General features: G+C 57.2%; 25 protein-coding genes. 11 read left to right on the forward strand and 14 right to left on the reverse strand.

The genetic code is table 11. The features are described 5' to 3' along the window. Positions 1-23 precede the first annotated feature (23 nt). Positions 24-920, forward strand: coding sequence for a branched-chain amino acid ABC transporter permease (locus ABUK73_RS05620; RefSeq protein WP_353576470.1), 897 nt, complete (start codon positions 24-26; stop codon positions 918-920). On the opposite strand, the gene ABUK73_RS05625 is transcribed toward ABUK73_RS05620, so the two are convergent. From ABUK73_RS05625 to ABUK73_RS05645, 5 genes are all read right to left on the reverse strand, one after another. Then, entirely contained in the window at positions 917-1,372 is a 456-nt protein-coding gene (locus tag ABUK73_RS05625; RefSeq protein ID WP_353576471.1) for a molybdenum cofactor biosynthesis protein MoaE, read from the reverse strand. The genes ABUK73_RS05620 and ABUK73_RS05625 overlap by 4 nt on opposite strands. A gap of 9 nt (positions 1,373-1,381) precedes the next feature. Beyond that, the gene (moaD, locus tag ABUK73_RS05630; protein WP_353576390.1) at positions 1,382-1,636 is read right to left on the reverse strand and encodes a molybdopterin converting factor subunit 1; all 255 of its coding nucleotides are present in this window, start codon (positions 1,634-1,636) and stop codon (positions 1,382-1,384) included. Then, positions 1,636-2,223: a CDP-diacylglycerol--glycerol-3-phosphate 3-phosphatidyltransferase gene (gene pgsA / locus ABUK73_RS05635; protein WP_113086884.1), complete on the reverse strand. Its 588-nt coding sequence runs from the start codon at positions 2,221-2,223 to the stop codon at positions 1,636-1,638. The genes moaD and pgsA overlap by 1 nt, the downstream gene beginning before the upstream one ends. A 100-nt stretch (positions 2,224-2,323) precedes the next feature. Beyond that, on the reverse strand, positions 2,324-4,366 hold the full coding sequence (gene uvrC / locus ABUK73_RS05640; RefSeq protein ID WP_353576391.1) for an excinuclease ABC subunit UvrC: 2,043 nt from the start codon (positions 4,364-4,366) through the stop codon (positions 2,324-2,326). Continuing rightward, on the reverse strand, positions 4,363-5,130 hold the full coding sequence (locus tag ABUK73_RS05645) for an SDR family oxidoreductase (protein WP_353576392.1): 768 nt from the start codon (positions 5,128-5,130) through the stop codon (positions 4,363-4,365). The genes uvrC and ABUK73_RS05645 overlap by 4 nt, the downstream gene beginning before the upstream one ends. Before the next feature lie 369 nt (positions 5,131-5,499). Between ABUK73_RS05645 and ABUK73_RS05650 the strand changes: the two genes are divergently transcribed. Continuing rightward, positions 5,500-6,159, forward strand: coding sequence for an outer membrane protein (locus ABUK73_RS05650; protein ID WP_353576393.1), 660 nt, complete (start codon positions 5,500-5,502; stop codon positions 6,157-6,159). Positions 6,160-6,394: 235 nt separating this feature from the next. Beyond that, complete coding sequence (locus ABUK73_RS05655) at positions 6,395-9,235, forward strand: autotransporter outer membrane beta-barrel domain-containing protein (protein WP_353576394.1); 2,841 nt, start codon at positions 6,395-6,397, stop codon at positions 9,233-9,235. Between the two features lie 55 nt (positions 9,236-9,290). On the opposite strand, the gene ABUK73_RS05660 is transcribed toward ABUK73_RS05655, so the two are convergent. Beyond that, complete coding sequence (locus ABUK73_RS05660) at positions 9,291-9,887, reverse strand: glutathione S-transferase (RefSeq protein ID WP_353576395.1); 597 nt, start codon at positions 9,885-9,887, stop codon at positions 9,291-9,293. Between the two features lie 20 nt (positions 9,888-9,907). Beyond that, the gene (locus ABUK73_RS05665) at positions 9,908-10,636 is read right to left on the reverse strand and encodes a ribonuclease T2 family protein (RefSeq protein ID WP_353576472.1); all 729 of its coding nucleotides are present in this window, start codon (positions 10,634-10,636) and stop codon (positions 9,908-9,910) included. A 206-nt stretch (positions 10,637-10,842) separates the two neighbouring features. Here ABUK73_RS05665 and ABUK73_RS05670 point away from each other — a divergent pair, with 206 nt between their 5' ends. After that, the gene (locus tag ABUK73_RS05670) at positions 10,843-11,850 is read left to right on the forward strand and encodes a lysylphosphatidylglycerol synthase domain-containing protein (protein WP_353576396.1); all 1,008 of its coding nucleotides are present in this window, start codon (positions 10,843-10,845) and stop codon (positions 11,848-11,850) included. Here the strand turns inward: ABUK73_RS05670 and ABUK73_RS05675 are convergent. Beyond that, positions 11,795-12,640: a 23S rRNA (adenine(2030)-N(6))-methyltransferase RlmJ gene (locus ABUK73_RS05675; protein ID WP_353576397.1), complete on the reverse strand. Its 846-nt coding sequence runs from the start codon at positions 12,638-12,640 to the stop codon at positions 11,795-11,797. The two genes, ABUK73_RS05670 and ABUK73_RS05675, sit on opposite strands and share 56 nt — an antisense overlap. 17 nt (positions 12,641-12,657) lie before the next feature. Between ABUK73_RS05675 and ABUK73_RS05680 the strand changes: the two genes are divergently transcribed. The 3 genes from ABUK73_RS05680 to ABUK73_RS05690 are packed head-to-tail and all read left to right on the forward strand — an operon-like array spanning position 12,658 to position 16,088. After that, positions 12,658-14,856, forward strand: a complete 2,199-nt coding sequence (locus tag ABUK73_RS05680) for a molybdopterin oxidoreductase family protein (protein WP_353576398.1) — start codon at positions 12,658-12,660, stop codon at positions 14,854-14,856. A gap of 12 nt (positions 14,857-14,868) precedes the next feature. After that, entirely contained in the window at positions 14,869-15,465 is a 597-nt protein-coding gene (locus tag ABUK73_RS05685) for an NUDIX domain-containing protein (protein ID WP_353576399.1), read from the forward strand. A 17-nt stretch (positions 15,466-15,482) separates the two neighbouring features. After that, the gene (locus ABUK73_RS05690) at positions 15,483-16,088 is read left to right on the forward strand and encodes an NUDIX domain-containing protein (RefSeq protein WP_353576400.1); all 606 of its coding nucleotides are present in this window, start codon (positions 15,483-15,485) and stop codon (positions 16,086-16,088) included. 9 nt (positions 16,089-16,097) lie between these two features. On the opposite strand, the gene ABUK73_RS05695 is transcribed toward ABUK73_RS05690, so the two are convergent. From ABUK73_RS05695 to purM, 6 genes are all read right to left on the reverse strand, one after another. Next, a complete protein-coding gene (locus tag ABUK73_RS05695) occupies positions 16,098-16,385 on the reverse strand; it encodes a type II toxin-antitoxin system RelE/ParE family toxin (RefSeq protein WP_353576401.1) in 288 nt (95 codons plus the stop codon). Next, the gene (locus ABUK73_RS05700) at positions 16,382-16,621 is read right to left on the reverse strand and encodes a type II toxin-antitoxin system ParD family antitoxin (protein WP_113086895.1); all 240 of its coding nucleotides are present in this window, start codon (positions 16,619-16,621) and stop codon (positions 16,382-16,384) included. Before ABUK73_RS05700 ends, ABUK73_RS05695 begins: the two co-directional genes overlap by 4 nt. A 108-nt stretch (positions 16,622-16,729) precedes the next feature. Next, positions 16,730-17,128: a type II toxin-antitoxin system VapC family toxin gene (locus ABUK73_RS05705; protein ID WP_353576402.1), complete on the reverse strand. Its 399-nt coding sequence runs from the start codon at positions 17,126-17,128 to the stop codon at positions 16,730-16,732. Continuing rightward, on the reverse strand, positions 17,128-17,367 hold the full coding sequence (locus tag ABUK73_RS05710; protein WP_353576403.1) for a type II toxin-antitoxin system Phd/YefM family antitoxin: 240 nt from the start codon (positions 17,365-17,367) through the stop codon (positions 17,128-17,130). Before ABUK73_RS05710 ends, ABUK73_RS05705 begins: the two co-directional genes overlap by 1 nt. A 75-nt stretch (positions 17,368-17,442) precedes the next feature. Beyond that, a complete protein-coding gene (purN, locus tag ABUK73_RS05715) occupies positions 17,443-18,102 on the reverse strand; it encodes a phosphoribosylglycinamide formyltransferase (protein ID WP_353576404.1) in 660 nt (219 codons plus the stop codon). Then, on the reverse strand, positions 18,099-19,172 hold the full coding sequence (gene purM, locus ABUK73_RS05720; RefSeq protein ID WP_353576405.1) for a phosphoribosylformylglycinamidine cyclo-ligase: 1,074 nt from the start codon (positions 19,170-19,172) through the stop codon (positions 18,099-18,101). Before purM ends, purN begins: the two co-directional genes overlap by 4 nt. A gap of 237 nt (positions 19,173-19,409) precedes the next feature. Between purM and ABUK73_RS05725 the strand changes: the two genes are divergently transcribed. From ABUK73_RS05725 to ppx, 4 genes are all read left to right on the forward strand, one after another. Next, complete coding sequence (locus ABUK73_RS05725) at positions 19,410-20,564, forward strand: AI-2E family transporter (RefSeq protein ID WP_353576406.1); 1,155 nt, start codon at positions 19,410-19,412, stop codon at positions 20,562-20,564. Positions 20,565-20,567: 3 nt separating this feature from the next. After that, positions 20,568-21,281, forward strand: coding sequence for a DnaA regulatory inactivator HdaA (gene hdaA, locus ABUK73_RS05730; protein ID WP_353576407.1), 714 nt, complete (start codon positions 20,568-20,570; stop codon positions 21,279-21,281). Between the two features lie 145 nt (positions 21,282-21,426). Next, entirely contained in the window at positions 21,427-23,628 is a 2,202-nt protein-coding gene (locus ABUK73_RS05735; protein WP_353576408.1) for an RNA degradosome polyphosphate kinase, read from the forward strand. After that, entirely contained in the window at positions 23,625-25,145 is a 1,521-nt protein-coding gene (ppx, locus tag ABUK73_RS05740) for an exopolyphosphatase (protein ID WP_353576409.1), read from the forward strand. The genes ABUK73_RS05735 and ppx overlap by 4 nt, the downstream gene beginning before the upstream one ends. Positions 25,146-25,173: the final 28 nt, after the last annotated feature.

The following is a 25,173-nucleotide window of genomic DNA, read 5'->3' on the forward strand; positions in this document are numbered from 1 at the left end:
ATAAATGCGGGGGAGGGTTGGGCATCGCTTACTTTCTGCAGCAGTTTTTGAATGCGGTTCCGGTGGCTGCGCTCTATGCCGCTCTGGCCTTCGGCTATGTCATCGCCTTTTCCATCACCAAACGGGCTGATGTGACCTACGGCGCCATCTTCGCATTCGCCGGTCTCACATGTCTGCTGTTTGCGGATTTCGGCTGGAACCAGTTGTGGCTCATCCTGTCTGCGACGTTGGCGCTTGGTGCTGCAGCGGGTGTTTTCGGCGGATTGTGGGCTGGCGTTTTCATCGGGCGCGTGGTCATGCGTCCGCTGGCCAGTGCGTCACCCAATGCGGTCACCATCGCATCCATCGGGGCGCTGATTGCGCTGATGGAAAGCGCGCGGCTGGCGGCAGGCACGCGCTCTCTCTGGTTGCCTCCCATCCTCAACGACCCAATTTACGTCTGGCGCAACGCGGATTTCGCCGTGACCACAACGCCGATGCAGCTCATCAATTCGGCGGCGTTCCTGGCGTTGGTCGCCGTTGGATATCTTGTCCTGCAAAAAACGAGCGCAGGACGGCACTGGAAGGCCGTATCGGAAGACCCGTTTGCCGCCTCGCTTCTCGGCGTCAATGCCGGGCGCGTATTCCTGGCGTCCTACTGCGCAGCCGCATTCGTCGCCTCCATCTGCGGTGTACTGGCAACGTTCTATTACGGCAATATGGATTTTGGCGCGGGGCTGGTGTTTGGCTTGAAAGTGGTGCTGATCTCAGCTGCGGGCGGCTATACCAGCCCGCTGAAATGTGCGGTCGGAGCCGCGGCCATCGGCTTTGCCGAAACATTTTGGGCGGCCTACGGCCCTGTCGCGTGGCGAGATGCGGCGGTGCTGTTGATGCTGGTTCTATGGCTCATCGCCATGAGAAGCGAGCGGGAAGCCCCTTAACGCCACTTATCCTTGGCGGTTTCATCGACATCCTTGGCAGATATCCATTCGCCAGATTTTCCGTCCTTGCCGTGCTCCTTTTTCCAGAAGGGCGCGGAGGTCTTGAGATAGTCCATCACGAAATTCGCACCATCGAAAGCGGCCTGCCGGTGGCGGGATGCGGCGATGACGAGGACGATGTTTTCGCCGGTCGCGATCTTACCATAGCGGTGGATGGCGGTGAGGCCGAGAAGCTGGAAGCGCTCAATGGCGAGCTTGGCGATGCGCAGCATCTCCGCTTCGGCCATGCCGGGATAATGCTCCAGTTCCAGCGCCGAAAGCGCGCCGCCATCATCGCGGCACAGGCCGGTGAAGGTGACGACCGCGCCGATGGTCTTGTCCGTCTGCGTCAGCATCTTCGCCTCGGCAGCGGCATCGAAATCCTCAGCCTGAACGCGGATGGTCGGCTCGATTGTCACGGCTCAGCCACCGGTCATCGGCGGGAAAATGCCGATTTCGTGGGCGCCTGCAATGCTTTCATCGTGATCGATATGTTCCTGATTGACCGCAACGCGGATGACATCGGGAAACTCGAAGGCCGCTTCGTATTCATCACCCAGCGTTGAAAGGTGCTGGATCAACTGCCGCGCAGTCGTGACCTCTGCTGGCAGATCGATATCCTCTTCGGATTTGCCGATCCGCTCCCGCACCCATGCGAAATAGACGATATGCACCATTAGTCCGCATCCACGATGTGCTTGAGGCCAGCCTTGAAATAATCATAGCCGGTATAGATCGTCAGCGCCGCTGCGATCCACAGCAGAGTGATGCCGATTTCGGTGGTGTAGGGCAGCACCTGATCTCCCGCCGGGCCAGCCAGCAGGAAGGCGATGGCGACCATCTGGATGGTGGTTTTCCACTTGGCGATCTGCGTCACCGGAACGGAAACCTTCAGCGCGGCCAGATATTCGCGCAGGCCGGAAACCAGAATTTCACGGCAGAGAATGGTGATGGCGGCCCAGAGCGACCAGCCGGCAATGGTGCCATCTGCGGCCAGCAGCAGAAGAATGGAGGCGATCAGCAGTTTGTCTGCGATAGGGTCCAGCATGCGGCCAATATTGGACGTCTGGTTCCAGATGCGGGCGAGATAGCCGTCCAGAAAATCCGTCAGCGACGCAATGATGAACAGCCACAGGGCTGTCCAGCGCGCGAAATCCGAACTCTCCAGCTTTCCTTCGATGAAGAAACACAAAACGATGACCGGAACCGCCAGAATGCGGCCATAGGTCAGAAGGTTCGGGATATTGTACGCGCGCGAAGCCATAGGAAACCTGTCATTCGATATAAAGCGTTGATGCAGCCCTAAGCGGCAAGCGTCAACACCCTATTGTGTTTTTTTGCGGGTGCCGGTCGAAAGCGTGGGCTCAGTCCTTCCCGCTCTCGTGGAAGTGATTGTAAACCTGCTTGGCAACCGCCTCGGAAATACCGCCAACGGCCATGAGATCGCTCAACGCCGCGCGCGACACTGCCTTTGCCGTTCCGAAATGTTGCAGTAGCGCCCGCTTGCGGCCGGGGCCGATGCCGCTGATTTCATCCAGCGGGTTTTTGATCATTTCTTTCTTGCGGCGGGCGCGGTGGGAGCCGATGGCAAAACGGTGCGCCTCATCGCGCATGCGCTGGATGAAATAGAGCACCGGGTCGCGCGGCGGCAGCGAGAAATCGCTGCGCGTATCGGTAAAGAACCGCTCACGCCCTGCATCGCGGTCCACGCCCTTCGCCACGCCGATGGCGGTTACGCAATCACGAATGCCAAGCTCGTCCAGAATCGTCCGCACTGCTGTCATCTGGCCCTGGCCACCATCGATGAGGATGACGTCAGGCCATGCGGGGAAGGGCATGTCGGCGGCATCTTCCGGCGAAACGGTCTGGTTGCGATCCGGCCTACCTTCTTCCTTCAGTAGACGGGAGAAGCGCCGTGTCATCACCTCACGCATCATGCCGAAGTCGTCGCCGGGAGTGATGTCGGTCGATTTGATGTTGAACTTGCGGTAGTGGGCTTTGGTAAAGCCATCCGGCCCCGCCACCACCATGCCGCCCACGGCATTGGTGCCCATGATATGCGAGTTATCGTAGATCTCGATACGGCGTGGCACATACGGCAAGGCGAAGGTTTCGGCGAGGCCCTTCAGCAGGCGGGCCTGAGACGATGTTTCCGCCAGCTTGCGGCCATGTGCTTCACGCGCATTGCCCAGAACATGGCCGACGACGTCCTTCTTCTCGCCGCGTTGCGGCACTGATATCGTGACCTTGTGGTTGGCCTTTTCGCTGAAGGCGGCGGCCAGAAGCTCCTGCTCCTCGACCACTTCCGACAACAGAATCTGCTTCGGCACGGGCTTGTCATCGTAGAACTGCGCCAGAAAGGCACTGAGAATTTCAGAGCCGGGCAGCGACGGATCAGCCTTGGGGAAATAGGCGCGGTTGCCCCAGTTCTGCCCGGTGCGGAAGAAGAAAACCTGTATACAGGATACGCCGCCTTCGTGGTGGATGGCAAAGACATCCGCCTCATCAATACCCGCCGGGTTGATGCCCTGATGGCTCTGCACATGGGAAAGTGCGGCCAGACGGTCGCGGTAGACGGCGGCGCGTTCGAAATCGAGGTCTTCCGACGCCTCGTTCATCTGGGAAGCAATCGTCGCCTTCACGCTCTGGCTTCTGCCGGAGAGAAAGTCCTTCGCCTCTTTCACCAGCTCCGCATAGCCCTCATCGCTGACCTCATGGGTGCAGGGGCCGGAACAACGTTTGATTTGGTAGAGAAGACAGGGGCGGGTACGGCTTTCGAACACGCTGTCCGTACAGGTGCGGATAAGAAAGGCGCGTTGCAGCGAATTGATGGTGCGACCCACGGCGCCTGCCGAGGCGAATGGCCCGAAATAGTCACCCTTGCGCGCCCGCGCGCCGCGATGCTTGAAGATAGCCGGGGCGCGATTATCCGCGGTAATCAGAATGTAGGGGAACGACTTGTCGTCGCGAAGCAGAACGTTAAAACGCGGGCGTAAGCGCTTGATGAGATTCGCTTCCAGCAACAGCGCTTCGATTTCCGTGCGCGTCGTCACAAATTCCATATGGGTCGTCAGCCGCACCATCTGGCCTATGCGGTTGGAGTGGAACCGGCCCTGCGCGTAATTGCTGACGCGTTTCTTCAGCGAGCGCGCCTTGCCGACATACATCACGTCGCCGGCATCATTGAACATGCGGTAGACACCGGGGCTGTTGGGCAGATGTTTGACGAACTCGGCAATGAGATCCATGCCCTTGAGGCCGGATTCGTTTTTCCAGCCCGCATTCCAGTCCATGGACGCGGGGGCGTATTCGCTCACGACATCACTGAAGGGGGCGGTTACATCGTCTTCATCTTCTTCATTATCATCGAAGAGAATACCGCCATCCGGCAGCTTCTTTCCGTTCATTCAGGTATCTCCGCCACATCAGGGGTTTCCCAGCTGAGATGCTGGCCTCCGTCGAGTGCGATCATTTGGCCGGTGATCGACGGGGTGTCATATAGAAAGCGAATGGTCCGCCCGAACTCGTCCGGTTGCGGCCCGCGCTTTAATATAAGGGCGTCGATCTGCGCCTGAAAGTGCTCAGGCTCCTGTCTTTCACTTTTAAAGGACGGGCCGGGGCCGATGGCATTCACCCGCACACGCGGCGCAAAGCTCTGCGCCATGGTTTTCGTGGCCGTCCACATGGCGGATTTCGATAGCGTGTAGGAATAGAAGCGGGGCGTCAGCGCAAGCACCCGCTGGTCGATGATGTTGACGATCAGGCCCGATGCCGTCTCCGGCAGTTGCCGCACAAGTGCTGCACCGAGAATGGACGGCGCGCGGACGTGAACGGCAAAATGTGCATCGAAAGCCGCGCTATCGAACTCTTCGGCGGTGTCATGGCGGAACACAGATGCGTTATTGACGAGGATTCCGATGGGTCCGAGCGCAGAATTTGCGCTTTCCATCAATTTCTCCGTCGATTCCGTATTTTCCAGGTCCGCCTGAACAACGGCGGCTTTTCCACCTTTTTGCCTTATTGTGTTAGCGAAATCCTCCGCTTCAGACAGAGAAGAACGCGCATGCAGGCCAATAGCAAAGCCTTCCGCAGCAAGATACTGCGCGATTGCCCGGCCCATGCGGCGGGCGGCGCCGGTAATCAATACGGTCTTTGGTATATTCTCGTTCAAAGCTGACCTGCGCCCTGCCTATGTCGTGTTAGGCATTCGATATAAATCGAAACGGCAAGTTTTGCACAGGGCGTGCGCCATTTATACAGAGTTATGCCTGAGCGATGCCTTTGAAGTAATTAGATTTAAATACATGTAAAATTGCAGTGTTCTTCAGTTAACGGCTCATTATCCTTAATAGATTTTTGTGTCATTTTAGCAACGTCCCATTTCTGTCACGTCGCTGCCCCAATCAATTCACATTTTGGCTGTGTGATCTCCTCATTCACCCATCATTTTGATCATCAGTCGGGCAAGGGAACAAACTGTTTTACACCGCGTTTGGGAACAAGTGTTTGAGCACCCCGCGGGTATGAAAAGGAGAATAGCATGCGTACTATCGTTGCAACACTTATGGCGACCACTATGGCAGCTGCAGCATTTTCGGCAGCCAAGGCAGCTGACGCCGTGAACGAAGTGCCGCAGGCACCTGTCGCTTACGAACAGCCAGCGCCAATCAGCAACTGGTCTGGCGCTTACCTCGGTGCGACTGCCAACTACGACTGGGGTCGTTTCACTGGCAACGGCGGCGACCGTGATGCTGACGGCTTCGGCGGCGGTCTCTACGGTGGTTACAACTGGCAGAGCGGCCAGCTGGTCTACGGTGCAGAAGCTGACGTTAACCTCGGCGACAACAAGGGTTCTGCTGGAACCGGCAACCTTGGTGAATCTCTCGATGGCAAGCAGGGCGTAAACGGCTCTATCCGCGCCCGCGTTGGTTACGACATGAACCCGTTCCTGATTTACGGCACAGGCGGTCTGGCGATTGCTGACCAGAAAGTCAGCAACTCTACATCCAGCGACAGTGCAACAGCACTCGGCTACACAGTCGGTGCCGGTGTCGAAGCCATGGTAACCAACAACATCACGGCTCGCGTTGAATACCGTTACAGCGACTACCAGGACAAGGACTTCTCGTTGAGCTCCGGAACCGTATCTCGCGGCTTCGACGATCACAGCGTTAAGGCTGGTATCGGCGTAAAATTCTAATCCCTAATCGGATTGACTGTTGAAAGCCGGGGTTCGCCCCGGCTTTTTTCGTTTTTGTATCGCTTTTCACCGCTCCCAATCCCCGGTCGAGCGTCCATTTTTGATCGTTGCTCCATTCGGTCTTGTTTTTCCTCAAACTCCGTGGAAATTCGCTTTATGAGACCTGAAAATTTGAATCGGGTTCGATAGGGCGACATTTCGAGCGAGACATCGCTCGGTTCGGGGATTTTGAGAGATGAAAAATTTTACTCTGCCATCAGGCGGACCGGCGAAGCTTCGCGTGCGCAAGCCAACCATGGCAGCGGTTTTCATGACAGGCGTGTCGGCGATTACGCTTTTTGCCGCGATGTCGGTGAGGGATGCCGCCGCTACGGACTGTACGGTTTCCGGCAGCACCATTTCCGGGCAGACGGATTGTACGGTAACGAATTCGGGAGAACTGACGTCCCCCGAAGGTGGACTGAAAATCAATCAAGGTTCGGACGGCGTTACTGTCAACAACGAGTCCGGCGGTACCATTTCCGGCACGGGCGGCTGGTCGGGAATCATCATCAGCGCGTCGGACAACACGGTCATCAACAATGCCGAAGGTGCGACCATCAGCGGTGAGGGTTCCAACGCTGCCGGCATAACGGTTACCGACCCGGATTATTCGGGGTCTTCTCCAGCTGGAACAATTATCAGCAATGCGGGATCTATCACCGGGGAAGATGCAGGTATCGATCTCAGATATTTTTATGGAGCCTCCATCGTCAACCAAACTACAGGGGCTATTGCGGGTGGTTATGGCATATATGCCTATTCATCTTCCGGGGTCCTTGATGTCCAGAACGATGGTACGATAACGGGAGACTCCGACTACGGTATCTACATCGCTAATATGTCCGGTGCCAACATAAGCAATGCTGGTTGGATTTACGGCCTCAACACGGGTATAGAAATCAATGGCGCAACGGAAATAGCTATAACCAACAGTGGTACAATCTCATCGAACGCACGTGCCATATATGCTGGTTCGATAGATAGTTTTTCGCTTATCAATAGCGGCACGATTTCCTCAACCGGGACCGACGACCTCTATTTTGGCATAAATCTCTACAACGTAAATGCTGCCACCATCGTCAACAGTGGTACCATCTCGTCTTATCTTGCAGGACAGGATCGCGGCCTCCGCCTAAACGAGGTGGATGACGCCACGATCATCAACAGCGGAAGCATTCTTGGCGCCTATTTTGGTATCGAATTTATTGGAAACGATTCTTCGGCGACGATTACCAATACCGGGACTATCTCCGGTGGCGTGTTCGGTATCTGGGCCAACGACACCGACTTGACCCTATTGAACGCAGGAACGATCAGCGGTGGCGTGCGCTCTTCCTATAGTGGAAGTCTGAACGCGACAAACACCGGTGCCATAACCGGTGGTTTTGATCTTGCTGCCCTGAACGAAGCAATCATCTCCAACAGTGGGACAATTTCTGGCGGTATTCTCACCGGTGACGTCAATACCGTTGATATCACCAATAGCGGTACGATCTCCAGCGGCTCGGACGGTGTTAATGCAACGAATGCGGCATTCTCGTTGATCAATAGCGGAACTATTTCCGGCGAGTCCGATGGTGTTTATGTTCGGGAATCCACTGCATCCATCATAAACAGTGGGACGATTTCAGGCGTGGATTCCGGTATCTACTTAAGAGACTCGGCGCTAACTATTACCAATACCGGAACGATTTCTGGTAGCGATTACGGTATCTACTCAGACAGCACACGCCTCACCATCACCACTAGTGGTACGATTTCTGGTGACACCGCGTCCATTCTATTCAGCAGAAATAGCAACACGCTGAATATTCTGTCTGGTGCTGTGTTTGACGGGGTCGTGGATTATGACGGTACCGTGAACAACACAACGAACTTCGGTACGGGCAGCTACTCAGTCGCTGTCGCCAATTACGACGCGGCTGACAACACTATCAATCTAAATAATTCACACCAGACGCTGGTTCTAACGGATGCGAACACGAGCAGCGGCACGGTCAACGTCGTCGATGTCAACTCGACGTCCATGGATTCTGCCGTCAGGGGGTACACCAATTCCGTCGGCAACGTTCTGGGCTCGATCCTCAGCATCGATGTCGGCTCGTCTGCCGGTGGGTCTAGCGATCAAACTAGCACCGGCGCTCTCGGTTATGCAGAAGAGAAGAAGCCAACGGGTGCCGCCGCTGCCGTGCAGAAGCTGGGTGACGATACAGCGGTCGATCGCTTTGGCAACCTGTTCTGGATCCGCGCCTTTGGTGGCCAGACCTTCGACAATGCGAGAGACACCAGCTCCAGCAATTACGGCGTTGCCGCCGGTGTGGACCGCCAGTTCGATGAGGGCCGCTTCGGTGTGCTGGCAGGTTATGGCCGCATCATCAACAAGGCCGATGACGGTTCCGGCAAGACCACTGGCGACACGGGCTTCGGCGGTGTCTATGTCCGCAAGGATGTCGGTTCGGTCACGCTGGATGCTTCGCTGATCGCCGGTGGTATCGGCAATGACAGCCGCCGCGAAATCGCTGGTTCCGATGCTGCCGAGGGCTCATTCACCGGCTGGTACGTCTCACCTGAGATTGCGATTTCGCAAAAACACGAGTTCGCGCCCGGCTGGACCTTCACGCCATCCGCACGCCTTCGCTACACCGCTGGCTTCTACGAGGGCTACACCGAAACCGGCTCGACCCAGAACATCAGCTATGAGGATCGTACCTCAAATACGCTGGAAGGTATTCTCGAGGGCAAGATCACCAACCGCAACGAACTGGCAAACGGCATGAAGGCCAATGTCTCCTTCTCCGCTGCTCTGGTCGATACGCTCAACCTCGGTTCGTCCGATATGAATGCCAGCCTCAGCGGCACGGACTTCACCGTCTCTGCTATCGGCAACCGCAATCTCATCGGTGGACGCTTCGGTCTTTCGGGCGATGTGCAGCTCAGCCAGCAGACGACCATATACAGCGGTGTGACGGTTGGAACCTACTCCAGTGAAGTCGGCTCCTGGTCTGCGAATGCGGGTGTGAAGGTCAAGTTCTGACGGATGTCATATGATTGGAGCGGGATGGGTGATGAGCCCATCCCGCTTTTTCGTTTCAGGCAGGCGCCTTCATCTCTGCATAATCCTTGAAGCGCTTTCCGAATTTCTCCGGCCATTCTGCCAGTGTCTTGCGGCCATCTGCCCATTCGCCCGCAAAACGCAGGTCGAGATAGCCAATCATCGCGGCCAGCGCGAAGTGACCGCCATGCAGCTTCTTGCCGGTTTTCGGTAGGTTGGTGTTCAGATAGTCGAGACCCCTGACGACCTTGCCCCACTGCTTATCGACCCATGGCTGGTGGATTTTGTCTTCCGGGCGGAAGCGGCGCTCATAGACGATGGCCAGCAGACAATCCATGATGCCATCGCACAGGGCTTCCAGCACTTCGGCTTCCGTGCGCTTTGCATGCTTCTTCGGATAGAGCTTGTTGCCGGATTGGCGATCCAGATAGTGCATGATGGCCACGCTGTCATAGATCGAGCCGCCATCATCCAGCAGCAGAACCGGAATTTTGCCCAGCGGATTGTTGTCCATCAGCGTGGCGGGTTCGGCGCTGGTATCGACGCGAACATCGGTAATGCCGATGTCGAGATAGCGTGCTGCCATGCGGACTTTTGCCGAGTAGGGAGAGGCGGGAGAATATAGCAATTCCATAGATGTTTTACCTTTGAGTTTTAACGGATGGGTATGATGTCGGTGGTGTTTGCGCGGCAGCCCTGACGGTCTACCTCGGTGCAGGTGCGAAAGCTCAGATCCTTGTTCATGCAGATACGAACTTCCTCCAGTTTGCGGCCTTCGCAGCTGATGGCAATGCCCTGTTTCGTCATCGCTGGATTGGCGGCGATGAAGGCGCTTTCGATGGCGTCCGATGACAGTGTTTTGCTGCTGGCACCGGAGGCGACGTCGCTCGGAAGGTTCACCTGCTCATAGGCGGCGCGTGTGGTGGCAAAATAATCCTTCTGCGAAAGCCCGCTGCATGTGCCGTGCTTGCGCCATTGATGGCCGATCAGACCCATCGAGGGCATGATGTCGAACATGGTGCGGCCCAGGCTTTCCGGCACGCGCTCTTCACGGTCCTTGCCGCAGAATTCGGGATAGCCGCTTTCATTTTGCGGCCACAACCCGTGAACCACGAAGCCGTATCTGCGATCCGAACCACATTGCTGGCGGCTGTTTCGGCCCGCATCGCTCTCACAGAAGGCGGGCGACCAGGAGAGTGACAGCACGTAAAAATCAAAACCGGAACCTTGCGGTGCCTGCTTTGTTTGCTGCTGAGAGGGCGCACTGGGCGAGCCGCTGGCAGGGCGCGAAGGCGGTTCCTGCTTCTCGGGCGCCAATATCATCCAACCTGCTGCGGCAAGCGAAAGCACGGCCAAGGCGATAAAACCGGCATATTGTTTCATCTGGGCCAATGTCTTTCTGCGCGGCGATGACGAAGTCTTGATCGATATCGGGTTTTATACCATCTGGCCCCTGTGGCAAACAGGCGACCGAAAAATGAATATCGGCAACAGTCTTTGTTGTAACGGAGCTTGTATAACGAATAAGCTCTACGAATCCGGCAAAGAGCGATGGTGCCGGAAGGAGGAGTTAGTCCGGGCATGTTCGCATGAAATTGAAGAAATACATCTGGCCTGTCGTTGGTGTGGCAACAATCGGATTTTCCGTCTGGCTGCTCTATAAGGAATTGCAACACCTTTCTCTCGATGATGTGTGGGACAGTCTCGCTGCAATCGGCACGCATGACTGGATCATGTCGGGCCTCTGCACGCTGGTCGCCTATGCCGCGCTGGCGGGATATGACCGCATTGCCCTGCAACATCTCAAACGCAAGGTCGGCTGGGTCTTCATTACGCTGACATCCTTCACCACCTACGCGCTGTCGCACAATGTCGGTGCTTCGGTGTTCTCGGGCGCTGTCGTGCGCTACCGTGCCTATACGTCGAAAGGGCTGAGCGCTTCGGAAATCGGCGTGCTGGTGGCGCTGTGTTCCTTCACCTTCGCCATTGGCACCATCATGCTGATCGGCTTCGTGCTGGTCTATGAGCCTGACATTACCGAACGCTTCGTGGATATTTTGCCCGTCGAAGCCTCCAGAACCACCGGCTTCCTGCTTCTTGGTGTCGCCGGGCTTTATCTCCTCGGCAGCCTGCTGAAGCTTCGTCCGCTCAAGATCGGCTCGTTCACGCTGTTTTACCCGGCCCCGCGCCTTGTGTTGCAGCAGCTGATCATCGGCCCCATCGAGCTGCTGGGAGCGGCAGGCATCATCTATTACGCGCTGCCGGATGCCGGAAATCCGGGCTTCATGATCATTCTCGGCATATTCCTGATTTCGTTCTCGGCGGCGCTGATCTCGCATGCGCCGGGCGGGCTCGGCGTGCTGGAACTGGTCTTCGTCACCGGCCTGCCGGATATGAACCAGGCAGATGTAATCGCGGCGCTGCTGGTATTTCGCCTGTTCTACCTCATCATTCCCTTCGTGATCGGCCTGTTCATCATCCTCTTTTTCGAGAGGTCGCAGTTGGCCGCCGCCGAAAGGGAAGAGCGACAGCTGGAGCAGACTATTCGCCACGCAGCCAAAATGCACGCTGCGAAGCATAACGATCCTGCGCCATGATTGTCTTCAGCACTGGCAACAAGGTGTGCAACTCATCCTTCAGTGTGAAGGGCGGGTTGACGATGATGAGGCCGGAGCCGCTGAGGCCTTCCAGCCGGTCGCTGCGAACCGATAGCTCTGCGCAGAGCATTTTGGGGATTTCGTAGGATTGCAGCAGCTCGTGGAAATCCTTGATCGGCGCGCCCTTTTTTAGCGGATACCACAGGCAATAGGTGCCGGTCGAAAAGCGGCGATAGGCCTTGTGAAAGCCTTCTGCCATGCGCTCATATTCATTCTCTTTTTCAAACGGCGGATCGACCAGCACGAGGCCGCGCTTTTCTTTCGGCGGCAGATGCGCGCCGAGTGACAGCCAGCCATCGAGTTCGGTAACGCGGGCCTGATAATCGCCTTCGAACAGGCGCGAGAGAGCGCGAAAATCATCCGGGTGCAGTTCCATGGCCGAAAGTCGGTCCTGCGGGCGAAACAGCATGCGCGCCAGCTTAGGAGAGCCGGGATAGTACTGGATGCCACCATCAGGATTGAGATCTTTGACTGCGGTCAGATAGGGCTCCAGCAATTCCGCAACGGCTGGCGGCAGATCAGCCTCCAGTAGTTTGCCGATGCCGGTCTGCCATTCGCCGGTCTTTTGCGCCTCTTCGGAGGACAGGTCGTAAAGACCGATGCCCGCATGCGTATCCAGCACGCGGAAAGCCTTGTCCTTGTTTTGCAGATAGCGAACCAGCCGCGCCATGACGGCGTGTTTGAGAACATCGGCAAAGTTGCCTGCGTGGTAAATGTGCCGATAGTTCATGCGCGCCGATGCCTTTTATGAATATTCTTGATGGTCGTCACTTCGGCCTTTTGGCCTTCACCGTTTTGCAATATACAAAAGCGATGAACGATGCGACCCCGATTTCCGCCAAAGCCGTGACTGGTGCTGTCAGCATCGGCCACACCGTCTGTCCCCATGACTGTCCAAGCGCCTGTGCGTTGGAAGTGGATATCACCTCGGATGGGCGCATCGGCCGTGTGCGCGGGGCCAATGCGAACACTTACACGGCTGGTGTCATCTGCGCCAAGGTGGCCCGCTACTCCGAGCGCATCTATCATCCGGGCCGCCTGCTGACCCCGAAGCGCCGTAAGGGCGCCAAAGGGGCGGGCGACTGGCAGGAGATCAATTGGGAAAACGCTCTCGATGAGATTGCAGACGCTTTCGTAAAAGCGGAAGCCAAGCATGGCGCGGAAGCCATCTGGCCTTACTTCTATGCGGGTACCATGGGGCAGGTGCAGCGCGACAGCATCGAGCGCCTTCGGCATGCCAAGAAATACTCCGGCTTTTTCGGCTCCATCTGCACCAATATGGCCTGGACCGGTTATGTGATGGGCACCGGTGCTCTGCGTGGCCCGGACCCGCGCGAAATGGCGAAAGCCGATGTCGTCGTGATCTGGGGCACCAATGCGGTGGCCACGCAGGTCAATGTCATGACCCATGCGATTCGTGCTCGCAAGGAACGTGGCGCGAAAATCGTTGTCGTCGATATCTACGACAATCCGACCATGAAACAGGCGGATATGAAGCTGATCGTGCGCCCCGGCACTGATGCGGCACTCGCCTGCGCCGTGATGCACATCGCTTTCCGGGATGGTTATGCCGACCGCGCCTATATGGCGAAATTCGCGGATGATCCCGCCGGTCTGGAAGCGCATCTAGCATCCAAAACGCCACAATGGGCCGCCGAAATTACCGGACTTTCGGTGGAAGAAATCGAGGCTTTCGCGAAACTCGTTGGCACCATGCAGAAGAGCTTCTTCCGTTTGGGCTACGGTTTCGCCCGCCAGCGCAACGGCGCGGTTGCCATGCATGCGGCGCTTTCCATCGCCACCGTGCTGGGCTCCTGGCAATATGAAGGCGGCGGCGCGTTTCACAACAATGGCGACATCTTCCGGCTGAACAAGGCGGAGCTGATGGGCACGGCCTATGCCGATCCGAATGTGCGCCAACTCGACCAATCGCAGATCGGTCGCGTTTTGACCGGCGATGCCGAGGCTTTGCGCTATGGCGGGCCGGTGACGGCGATGCTGATTCAGAACACCAACCCGGTCAATGTCTGCCCGGAGCAGCGGCTGGTCAAACAGGGCTTCCTGCGCGACGATCTGTTCGTTGCCGTGCATGAGCAGTTCATGACGGAAACGGCTGACGTCGCAGATATCGTGCTGCCCGCCACCATGTTCCTCGAACATGACGACATATATCGCGCCGGTGGTCAGAACCACATTCTGCTCGGCCCCAAACTCGTGGAGCCGCCTGATACCGTTCGAACCAATCTCTTCGTTATCGAGGAACTGGCCAAGCGCCTCGGCGTATCGGATATGCCCGGTTTCAACATGACCGAGCGCGAGCATATTGATCTCATTCTCGGCCCCGGCGGTTGGGGTGATTTCGACAGCCTTGCCGAAGAGAAATGGATCGACGCGCAGCCGCCGTTTGAGGTCGCACATTATCTCGAAGGCTTCGGCTATGCGGATGGCAAATTCCGCTTCAGCCCAGACTGGCAAAGCGGCCCATCACCCAACAAGCCGCCGAAGAACGTGCCGGTCATGGGGCCAGTGGCGGAACTTCCGAAATTCCCGGATCAGGTGGATGTCATCGAAGTGGCCGATGCCGAGCACCCGTTCCGCTTGGCGACATCGCCTGCGCGTAACTTCCTGAACTCGACCTTCGCCGAGACGAAGACCTCAGTTCAGAAAGAGGGTCGCCCGGAACTGATGATCTGTCCGGCAGATGCGCAGCGTCTTGATATTGTCGATGGCGATATTGTGCGGATTGGCAATGCGCGTGGAGATTTGCGCATTCACGCCAAGATCGTTGAAGGGGCGAAAGCGGGCGTGCTGATTGCTGAAGGCCTGTGGCCCAACAAGGCGCATCTGGATGGCGAAGGTATCAATATTCTCACCGGCGGTGACGCCGTGGCGCCCTATGGCGGTGCTGCTTTTCACGACAACAAGGTTTGGTTGAAGACATTTTAACAGGAATACGAAATGCAGAAATTCGGTAATGCGACGATTGAAATTCTCAAAGACGAAACACTTTCAAAAAACTGGTACCACCTTCGCAACATCACCTACAATTACACCAATTCCAAGGGTGAGACGAAAACGCTGAAGCGCGAAGCCTATGATCGCGGCAACGGCGCGACCATTCTGCTTTACGACCCGAAAATCGACAGCGTCATTCTGGTCCGGCAATTCCGCGTGCCGACCTATGTGAACGGCTATCATGGCTGGCTGCTGGAAACACCCGCAGGTCTGCTGGATGGCGACAACCCCGCAGACGCCATCGCCCGCGAGGTGATGGAGGAGACCGGCTACAAGCTCCGCGACACACGTTTCCTGTTCAAATCTTTCATGTCGCCGGGCTCAGTGACTGAAGTGCTGCATTTCTTCGCCGCAATCGTCGATGCCTCCGACCGTGTGGAAGAGGGCGGTGGTGCGGCCCATGAAGACGAAGACATCGAAGTCGTCGTGCTACCCTTGGCTGATGCCATCAAAATGATCGAGGACGGCGATATCTGCGATGGCAAGACCATCATGCTGTTGCAATGGGCCGCTCTCAACCGGGCATCCCTAACGCAGTGAAACTGACGGAGTTTGATGTGGACGAAAGAGCGACAGCAACGCGCGACGAGGACAGGGTAAAGCTGGTCTCGAAAGAAACGGTCTGGAAGCGTTTCGTCCACCTCCAGACGCTGGTCTTCGATCAGAAAATGCCCGATGGCCGTGTTATCCGCATCGACCGCGAGGTGCACGACCACGGCAGCGCCGCCGCTATTCTGCTCTTCGACCCTCAAAAAGACGCCGTCGTTCTCGTCCGCCAATTCCGCCCCGCCGCCTTCGTCAACGGTGATCCAAGCTTCATGCTGGAAGTGCCCGCAGGCCTCATCGATGACGACCAGCCCGACGAAGCCATCCGCCGCGAGGCGATGGAAGAGACCGGCTATGCGGTAAAGGACGTGCAATATCTCTTCGAAACCTACGCCAGCCCCGGCACGCTGACGGAAAAGGTTGCGCTGTTTTACGCGCGCATCGATCTGGACGAAAAAGCCGGTCTCGGCGGCGGTCTGGATACGGAAGGCGAGGACATCGAGGTTCTCTCCATCCCGCTGGATGAAGCTTTCGGGATGATCACGACCGGCGAGATATCAGACGCGAAGACGATTATTTTGCTGCAGTGGGCGATGCTGAACCGTGGAATATTGTGAGCCGCGGTTTCACAGGCGGCTCGTATCCATCCGGTGATGTAATATACGAATAACCTCGATCGCGTCGTTGTTTTCCCTGAAGAAAACAACATGAGAGCCGATTAGTGATTTGCGATAGTCTGTCCGAATGTGCGCAGCAGACTGTGAGATGATCGAGCCATCGGCCAAACCATCCAGCGTCTTTCGTACTGACTGTACGTAGACCTCGGCTTGCGAAACGCCCCAGTTCTTTTCCGTATAGTCCCAGATAAGTTCGAGATCGATTTGCGCCTTCGGCGTAAGACGATACGTCCTCATCCGGCACTTTTCTTCCGCTGGATGAAGGCATCGAAATCGAATGGGACGGCAGAGCCAGAGCTTTCTCCCTCAATCAGGGCGGCGCGCAAGTTGCTCAACTCAGCCTCTCGCTCTTCAAGAAGTCGAAGGCCGGCGCGAACCACCTCACTGGCCGAGGTGTATCGACCTTGCTCAATCTGCTGTTCGATGAAGGTATCGAAGTGATCGTTGAGATTTACGGACGTGTTCTTTCCCATTGCTTGCTCCCTGCATGGAGCACATAATGTACCAAAGATTGGTAGTTCGTGGAATAGCTGGGAGTTTTGATTTTTACTTGGGGCACGCGAAGGCCGCTTGTCGATAGATCACCCAAACGCCACGCTCTCAGCCATTGCAGCGGCAGCGAGTTTTTTGTCATTCGTTGCCAACGGAATTGCATGTGAGACCGCGAGCGCCAGATAGGCCGCGTCGTAGGCGGAGAGGGTATGCCTTTTTGCCAGCCCCATGATGGTGATGTGGTCACCGCCGCTGACGAGGGTAAGGGGCAGGCTGTTGAAGCGGAGAAGGATTGAGAAGATCGCGTCTTGGTCTATGCGTTTACGCTTTTCTGCGGAGAGCAGGATGTTCCGCAGTTCATGCGATAGAAGATCGGGCGCGATTGCGTCGTCCGTTTCCAATCTGTCCAGGGCATTATCGGCGATGTCGCTCGTCTCATCCGGCAGGAACCATGCGGCGACAATGGATGCATCGACCACGAATGGCATCAACGCCTGCCTTCGTTTTTCCAAGTCTGGATGTCGTCTGCGCTGACGAGAGAGCGTTGCGCTCTTTCTGTCCGCAGGGCATCCAGCATTCGGCGGCGCTCTTGGGTGTCGTTGGCCTTGATCAGGCGGGCGATGGGCTCGTTGCCGCGCGCAATGACGACATCTTCACCGGCTTCGACTTTTGCGAGAAGCTCGGAAAGATGTGTTTTTGCTTCACCGACTTTGACCGTGAGCGTCATTATGCCGAACTCCGTTTCAAACCCAAAATATCAAACTTGCCGGTAGTTGGTCAAGTGCTTGGCCAAGTGAGAGGTTTATGCAGAAATAAGCTGCTGCCCCGCCTCACAGGCGTCATCGCTGCGAACGGCCTTGCCGCCCTCCATCCGCACCTTGCCCTCTGCCAAAAGCTTGAGGGTGAGGGGGTAGAGCTGGTGTTCCACGGTCAGAACACGGGCGGCGAGTGCGTCTGCATCATCACCTGCCAGGACCGGCACTGCCGCTTGGCCGATAACCGGGCCTTCGTCCATGCCTTCGGTAACGAAATGCACGGTGCAGCCGGTGATCTTCGTGCCGCTTTCGATGGCGCGGTCATGGGTGTGAAGGCCGGGGAAGAGCGGCAGGAGCGATGGGTGGATGTTGATGATGCGGCCCGCATAGGGTGCGATGAAATCGCCGGAGATGAGGCGCATATAGCCCGCTAGACAGATGATGTCAGGCGCGATTTCGCCAAGCGCCGCCAGAATGGAGGCTTCGTGTTCGGCCTTGCTGGAATAGGTCTTGCGCTCGAAAACGAGCGTCGGAATGCCAAGGCTTTGTGCTTTCGCCAGCCCGCCAGCCGTTGCCTTGTCGGAAATCACGCAGGCAATTTCCGCCGGAAAATCCGGTGCCTGACAGGCCTGCGCCAGCGCCATCATGTTGGAGCCGCTGCCGGAGATGAAAACGACGACTCGCTTGCGGGCGGAAGAGGCGATCATAGGGCGAGGGTGCCCTTGTAGATCGTGCCGTGTTCGCCTTCCGCACGCGCAACCATTCGGCCCAGCGCGAAGACGGTTTCGCCTTCGGCTGTCAGAGCGTCGGTGACCGTCTGAGCGTTCTCAGGCGAGACCACGACGATCATGCCGACGCCGCAGTTGAAGGTGCGCAGCATTTCATTCGGTGCAACGCCACCTGTCTTGGCAAGCCATGAGAAGACGGCGGGAACCTTGATGGCGTCGAGGTCAATTTCAGCGGCCAGATGCTTTGGCAGAACGCGTGGAATGTTTTCCGGGAAGCCGCCGCCGGTGATATGCGCCAGCGCCTTGAGTGCACCGGTCTCGCGGATGGCCTTCAGGAGAGGCTTTACGTAAATGCGGGTAGGCGTCAGCAGCGCTTCGCCCAGCTTCTTGCCATCGGCAAAGGGGGCTGGGGCGTCCCAGTCGAGACCGGACAACGAGACGATCTTGCGAACGAGCGAAAAACCGTTGGAGTGAACACCGGAGGATGAGAGGCCTAGAATGACATCGCCTTCAGCGATGTCGCCCGCAGGCAGAAGCTGGCCGCGTTCGGCGGCACCGACGGCAAAGCCTGCCAGATCGTAATCACCATCCGAATACATGCCCGGCATTTCAGCGGTTTCACCACCAATCAGCGCACAGCCGGATTCGCGGCAGCCTGCGGCAATGCCGGTGACGATAGCGGCACCCTGATCCGGGTCGAGCTTGCCGGTCGCAAAGTAGTCGAGGAAGAAGAGCGGTTCTGCACCCTGCACCACAAGATCGTTGACGCACATGGCGACGAGGTCGATGCCGACGGTGTCGTGATAATTCGCGTCGATAGCGATCTTGAGCTTGGTGCCGACGCCGTCATTGGCGGCCACCAGAACCGGGTCGGTAAAGCCAGCGGCTTTCAGATCGAACAGGCCACCAAAGCCACCGATTTCACCATCCGCACCGGGGCGGCGGGTGGAGCGCACGGCTGGCTTGATCTTCTCGACCATCAGGTTTCCGGCGTCGATATCCACGCCTGCATCGCTGTAGGTAAGACCGTTCTTGCCCGACTGGCTCATGGCTCTCGTCTCCACTGGTTCCGTTTGGCGTCGCCATTCGCATGAGACGGGTGACGATGCAAGTATGGGCGCGGGAAAACTCATGTTTTTCACGCCTTTTGGCTGTTTTAGCCGTATTGTTATGGGAAAGGTCAGCCGTGACGAATTTGGCAACGGTGCCACACTTGACCAGTCCGGTCCACGCATCCTATCTCCTAACCACGGCGTTATGAGTTCAGGCGCTCAAAGGAGCAGATGATGCAACCACATATCAGAGGCATGAATCTGAGACGCCAGATCTTTTTCTGGCTGGGTGCGCTCGTCATCTTCATCCTGTTTTTGATGGTCTTCAGTTCCATTTTGCTGCCCTTCGTCGCAGGCATGGCGCTCGCCTATTTCCTCGATCCTATCGCGGATTGGCTGGAGCGGCGCGGTCTGAGCCGGATGATGGCGAGTGTGATGATCCTCGTCTCCTTCGTGCTGCTGTTTGCGCTGTCGCTCATCATCATTATCCCCCTGATCGTCGCGCAGGCTTCGGAATTCATCAGCCGTATTCCGCAATATATCTCGTCTCTTCAGCAACTCATTGCAGGGGCGGACACCAATATTCTACCGGGCTGGGTCAGTTCGCAGATCGACACCGTGAAGGAAAACTTCTCCAAGCTGCTGACAGAGGGCGCTGGCTTTATCGGCACCTTGCTGACGCAAATCTGGAACTCCGGCAAGTCGCTGGTGGACGTCATTTCGCTTCTGGTGGTGACACCGGTTGTGGCCTTCTATTTGTTGCTGGACTGGGACCGGATGATCGAAAAGGTGGACAGCTGGATACCGCGCGACCATGTGGCGACCGTGCGCCAGATCGCTCGCGATATGGACAGTACCATTGCCGGCTTTATTCGCGGGCAGGGTTCGCTTTGCATCATTCTGGGCGTTTATTACGCCGTCGGGCTGTCGCTTGTGGGTCTGAATTTTGGTCTTCTGATCGGCTTTTTTGCGGGTGCAATCAGTTTTATTCCCTATATTGGCTCAATGGTTGGCCTGGTGCTTGCCGTTGGCGTGGCGCTGGTGCAGTTCTGGCCGAACTACGTGGATGTCATTCTCGTGCTGGCGGTCTTTTTCTCTGGTCAGTTTTTGGAAGGCAACATATTGCAGCCGAAACTGGTCGGCAGCAGCGTCGGGCTTCACCCCGTTTGGCTGATGTTCGCGTTGTTCGCCTTCGGCGTGTTGTTTGGCTTCGTCGGCCTTATGGTCGCGGTGCCTGCGGCGGCTGCGGTTGGCGTGCTTGTCCGCTTTGCGCTGTCGCGCTATCTTGATAGCGATCTTTACCATGGTCGTGCCGCCAATCTTCCCTGGGACCCTGAAGAGTCTCAGCTGGAGGCTTTGCCGCCGAAAAAGATCGATTCTCAGAGCTGACAGATGACGGATAACAACAAACCCGGTGGCGCACGGTCCAAGGCCGAGCAGTTGCCGCTTGCTTTTTCCCACCAGACGGCGACGGGCCGAGAGGATTTGCTGGTGGCGGCACCTTTGGATGCTGCCGTGAGCATCGTGGATGAGTGGCCGCGCTGGCCGTCGCCTGTCGTCATTCTGGTCGGGCCGCAGGGCTCGGGCAAATCCCATCTCGCCAGCATCTGGAGAAACACCAGCGGTGCCGCAGAGATTAAGCCTTCGCCGGGCAATGCGGCTGCGCGGGTAGCGGAAAACGGCCCCGTTTTGTTCGAAGACGCTGACAGAAACGGCTTTGACGACACCGAGCTTTTCCACGTCATCAACAGCGTGCGTGAAAACGGCACCTCGCTTCTCATCACCACGCGGCAATGGCCCGCGGCATGGCCGGTGACGTTGCCGGATCTGCGCTCGCGTCTCAAGGCGGCGACGGTGGTGGAAATTGGCGAGCCGGACGAGGATTTGCTGGCGCAGGTGCTGATGAAGCTCTTTGCCGACCGCCAGCTTTACATGGATGACAAACTTGTCAGCTATATCGTTGCAAGGATGGAGCGTTCCCTGAATACGGCGCAGACGATTGTCGAAAGGCTGGATCGGCTGGGACTATCGAGAGGAACGCGCATCAGCCGGGCAATGGCAGCGGAAGTGCTGACGGAGCTTGGTGGCGACCCGGACGAGGATTGACTGTCACAGTTCCGTAGTCAAACTGTTATACGGGCATGAGGGCATCGAAACGGTTTGGTCTATCCGATGCTTCAACAAAAACAGGGCGGCGCGGGCTTTCATGGTTCTGCATGCCGGTCTGAATATTTAAAGGGTGGATTGTTTGATGGACTCGGTGATGCAGGAACATATCGAAGAGGGCGGCAAGACGGCACCGGAGGTGCAAGACCTCTGGGATAGCCCGACGCGCTTCGTAAACCGCGAATTCTCCTGGTTGCAGTTCAACCGTCGTGTTCTGGAAGAAACGCTGAACACCGACCATCCCTTGCTGGAGCGCCTGCGCTTCCTGTCGATTTCCGCCGCCAACCTCGATGAATTCTTCATGGTCCGCGTTGCCGGTCTGGAAGGACAGGTCCGCCAGTCCATCACCGTGAAGACGCCTGATGGCAAGACGCCAGCCGAGCAGCTCGAGGAAATCCTCAAAGAGATCGACAATCTCCAGATGGAGCAGCAGGCATCGCTGGCCGTTTTGCAGCAATATCTCGCGAAGGAAGATATTTACATCGTTCGCCCAGCATCGCTGTCGGATGAGGATCGCGTCTGGCTGGAAAACGAATTCGAAGCGCTGATCTTCCCTGTGCTGACGCCGCTTTCCATCGATCCGGCGCATCCATTCCCCTTCATTCCCAACCTCGGCTTCTCCATGGGCTTGCAGCTGGATAGCGTCAACGGTCGCGAGCCGATGACTGCGCTGCTTCGCCTGCCACCCGCGCTGGACCGTTTCGTGCGTCTGCCGGATGACAAGACCGCGATCCGTTACATCACGCTTGAAGATGTCGTCGGCCTGTTCATTCACCGGCTTTACCCCGGATATACGGTGCGTGGCTTCGGTACGTTCCGTATTATCCGTGACAGCGATATCGAGCTTGAAGAAGAAGCCGAAGATCTGGTCCGTTACTTCGAAAGCGCGCTGAAGCGCCGCCGTCGCGGTTCGGTCATCCGTATTGAAACCGATAGTGAAATGCCGCCATCACTGCGCCAGTTCGTGGTGCATGAGCTGGGCGTGCCGGATAACCGCGTTGCCGTTCTGCCCGGTCTGCTGGCGCTGAATACGATTTCTGAAATCGTCAAGGCACCGCGTGATGACCTGAAGTTCGAGCCCTACAATGCCCGTTTCCCGGAGCGCGTGCGTGAACATGCGGGCGATTGCCTTGCTGCCATTCGCGAAAAGGACATGGTGGTTCACCACCCCTATGAAAGCTTCGACGTGGTTGCGCAGTTCCTGCATCAGGCCGCGCGTGACCCCAACGTACTGGCCATCAAGCAGACGCTCTACCGTACCTCCAATGACAGCCCCATCGTGCGTGCGCTGATCGATGCTGCCGATGCCGGTAAGTCTGTAACGGCGCTGGTGGAGTTGAAGGCGCGCTTCGATGAAGAGGCGAATATTCGCTGGGCGCGCGATCTGGAACGCGCTGGCGTGCAGGTCGTGTTCGGCTTCATCGAGCTGAAGACGCACTCCAAGATGTCGATGGTTGTACGGCGTGAAGACGGCAAGCTGCGGACCTATTGCCACCTCGGCACCGGCAACTACCATCCGGTGACGGCCAAGATTTACACCGACCTGTCCTTCTTCACCTGCAATCCAAAGATTGCGCATGATATGGCGAATATCTTCAACTTCATCACCGGTTACGGTGAGCCGGAAGAGGGGATGAAGCTGGCGGTTTCGCCTTACACGCTACGCGCACGCATTCTCAAGCACATCCATGATGAGATCGAGCATGCCAAGGCGGGTGCCCCGGCTGCGATCTGGATGAAGATGAATTCGCTGGTCGATCCTGAGATCATCGATGCGCTTTATCGTGCGAGCGAAGCAGGCGTCGAGATCGATCTGGTGATCCGCGGTATTTGCTGCCTGCGTCCGCAGGTGCCGGGACTTTCCGACAATATCCGCGTCAAATCCATTGTCGGTCGCTTCCTGGAACACAGCCGAATCTTCTGCTTCGGCAATGGTTATGGCCTGCCATCCGACAAGGCGCTGGTCTATATCGGCTCTGCCGACATGATGCCGCGAAACCTGGATCGTCGCGTGGAAACCATGGTTCCTTTGGTCAACCCAACCGTGCATGAACAGGTTCTTTCACAGATCATGCTGGGCAATCTCATTGACAACCAGCAGAGCTACGAGATACTTCCGGACGGTACGTCCAGGCGCATCGAGGTGCGCAAGGGTGAGGAACCGTTCAACGCGCAGCACTATTTCATGACCAACCCGAGCCTTTCCGGACGTGGTGAAGCCTTGAAATCCAGTGCGCCTAAACTGATTGCTGGGTTGATATCATCCCGCAAGAAACAGGCTGAATGACAAGATCAGAAGCACAGGGGCGGCTGTCAGGCATTGCCCCCGTTTCCGTCATAGATATCGGCTCGAACTCTGTTCGCCTCGTTGTATATGAAGGTCTCTCGCGCGCCCCTGCGGTGCTGTTCAATGAAAAAGTATTGTGCGGGCTGGGCAAGGGTCTGGCTCTGACCGGTCGCATGGATGAAGAAGGCGTGCGCCGTGCCCTGACCGCGCTGCGCCGTTTTCACGCGCTGTCCGAGCAGGCGCAGGCACATAAGCTATATGTGCTGGCCACCGCTGCCGCGCGTGAGGCTGAAAACGGACCCGATTTCATTCGTGAAGCAGAAGCCATTCTCGGCTGCGAGATCGAGGTTCTCTCCGGTGAAAAGGAAGCGCTTTATTCCGCATATGGCGTTATCAGCGGTTTTCACGATCCTGATGGCATTGCGGGCGATCTGGGTGGCGGCTCGCTGGAACTCATCGACGTGAAGGGCGGCGATTGCGGCACCGGCATAACCTTGCCGCTTGGAGGCCTTCGCCTTTTCGAGCAATCCGGCGGCTCGCTGGACAAGGCCACGAGCTACACGAAGAAACAGGTCAAAGGCGCTAAGCTTCTATCGAAGGGCGAGGGCCGCACCTTCTATGCCGTGGGCGGCACATGGCGCAACATCGCCAAGCTGCACATGGAAATCACCAATTACCCCTTGCATATGATGCAGGGTTACGAGGTCCCGCTCGCGGAAATGCTGAGCTTCCTCGAAGAGGTCATCGCCTCGAAGGACAGCAAGGACCCGGCCTGGCAGGCCGTTTCCAAAAACCGCCGCTCACTGCTTCCCTTCGGCGCCATCGCTTTGCGCGAAGTGCTGGAAGTCATGAAGCCCGCCCGGATCGCCTTTTCGGCGCAGGGCGTTCGTGAAGGCTATCTCTACTCCCTTCTGTCGGAAACCGAACGTGAGAGCGATCCGTTGTTGGTCGCTGCCGATGAACTGGCGATTCTGCGCGCTCGCTCGCCGGAGCATGCACGCGAGCTTGCCGATTGGAGCGGTCGTGTTTTCCCGGTCTTTGGTATCGAGGAAACACCGGAAGAGAGCCGTTACCGGCAGGCAGCCTGCCTCGTGGCAGATATCAGCTGGCGCGCTCATCCCGATTATCGCGGCTTGCAGGCGCTCAACATCATCGCCCACTCGTCCTTCGTGGCCATCACCCATCCGGGCCGTGCCTATATTGCGCTGGCCAATTATTATCGCTTCGAAGGTCTGAACGATAACGGCATGACGGACGGTCTGGCCAAGATCGCCACGCCGCGCATGATGGAGCTTGCGAAACTTCTGGGTGGCCTTTTGCGCGTGGCCTATCTGTTCTCGGCATCCATGCCGGGCGTGGTGGATCACCTGCGCTTCCGCAAGTCCGAAAATCCCGATTACGATCTGGAATTCGTGGTGCCGCACGACTATTGCGATTTCGCCGGTGAACGCCTTGAAGGGCGGCTTCAGCAGTTGTCGAAGCTGACGGGCAAGAAGCTGGCTTTCGTGTTCGAATAACAAGCGCTTGCTATACCGTTTGTGAAAA

Origin of the sequence: Agrobacterium vacciniicorymbosi, from assembly GCF_040427045.1 — a bacterium.
Lineage (GTDB): Bacteria > Pseudomonadota > Alphaproteobacteria > Rhizobiales > Rhizobiaceae > Agrobacterium.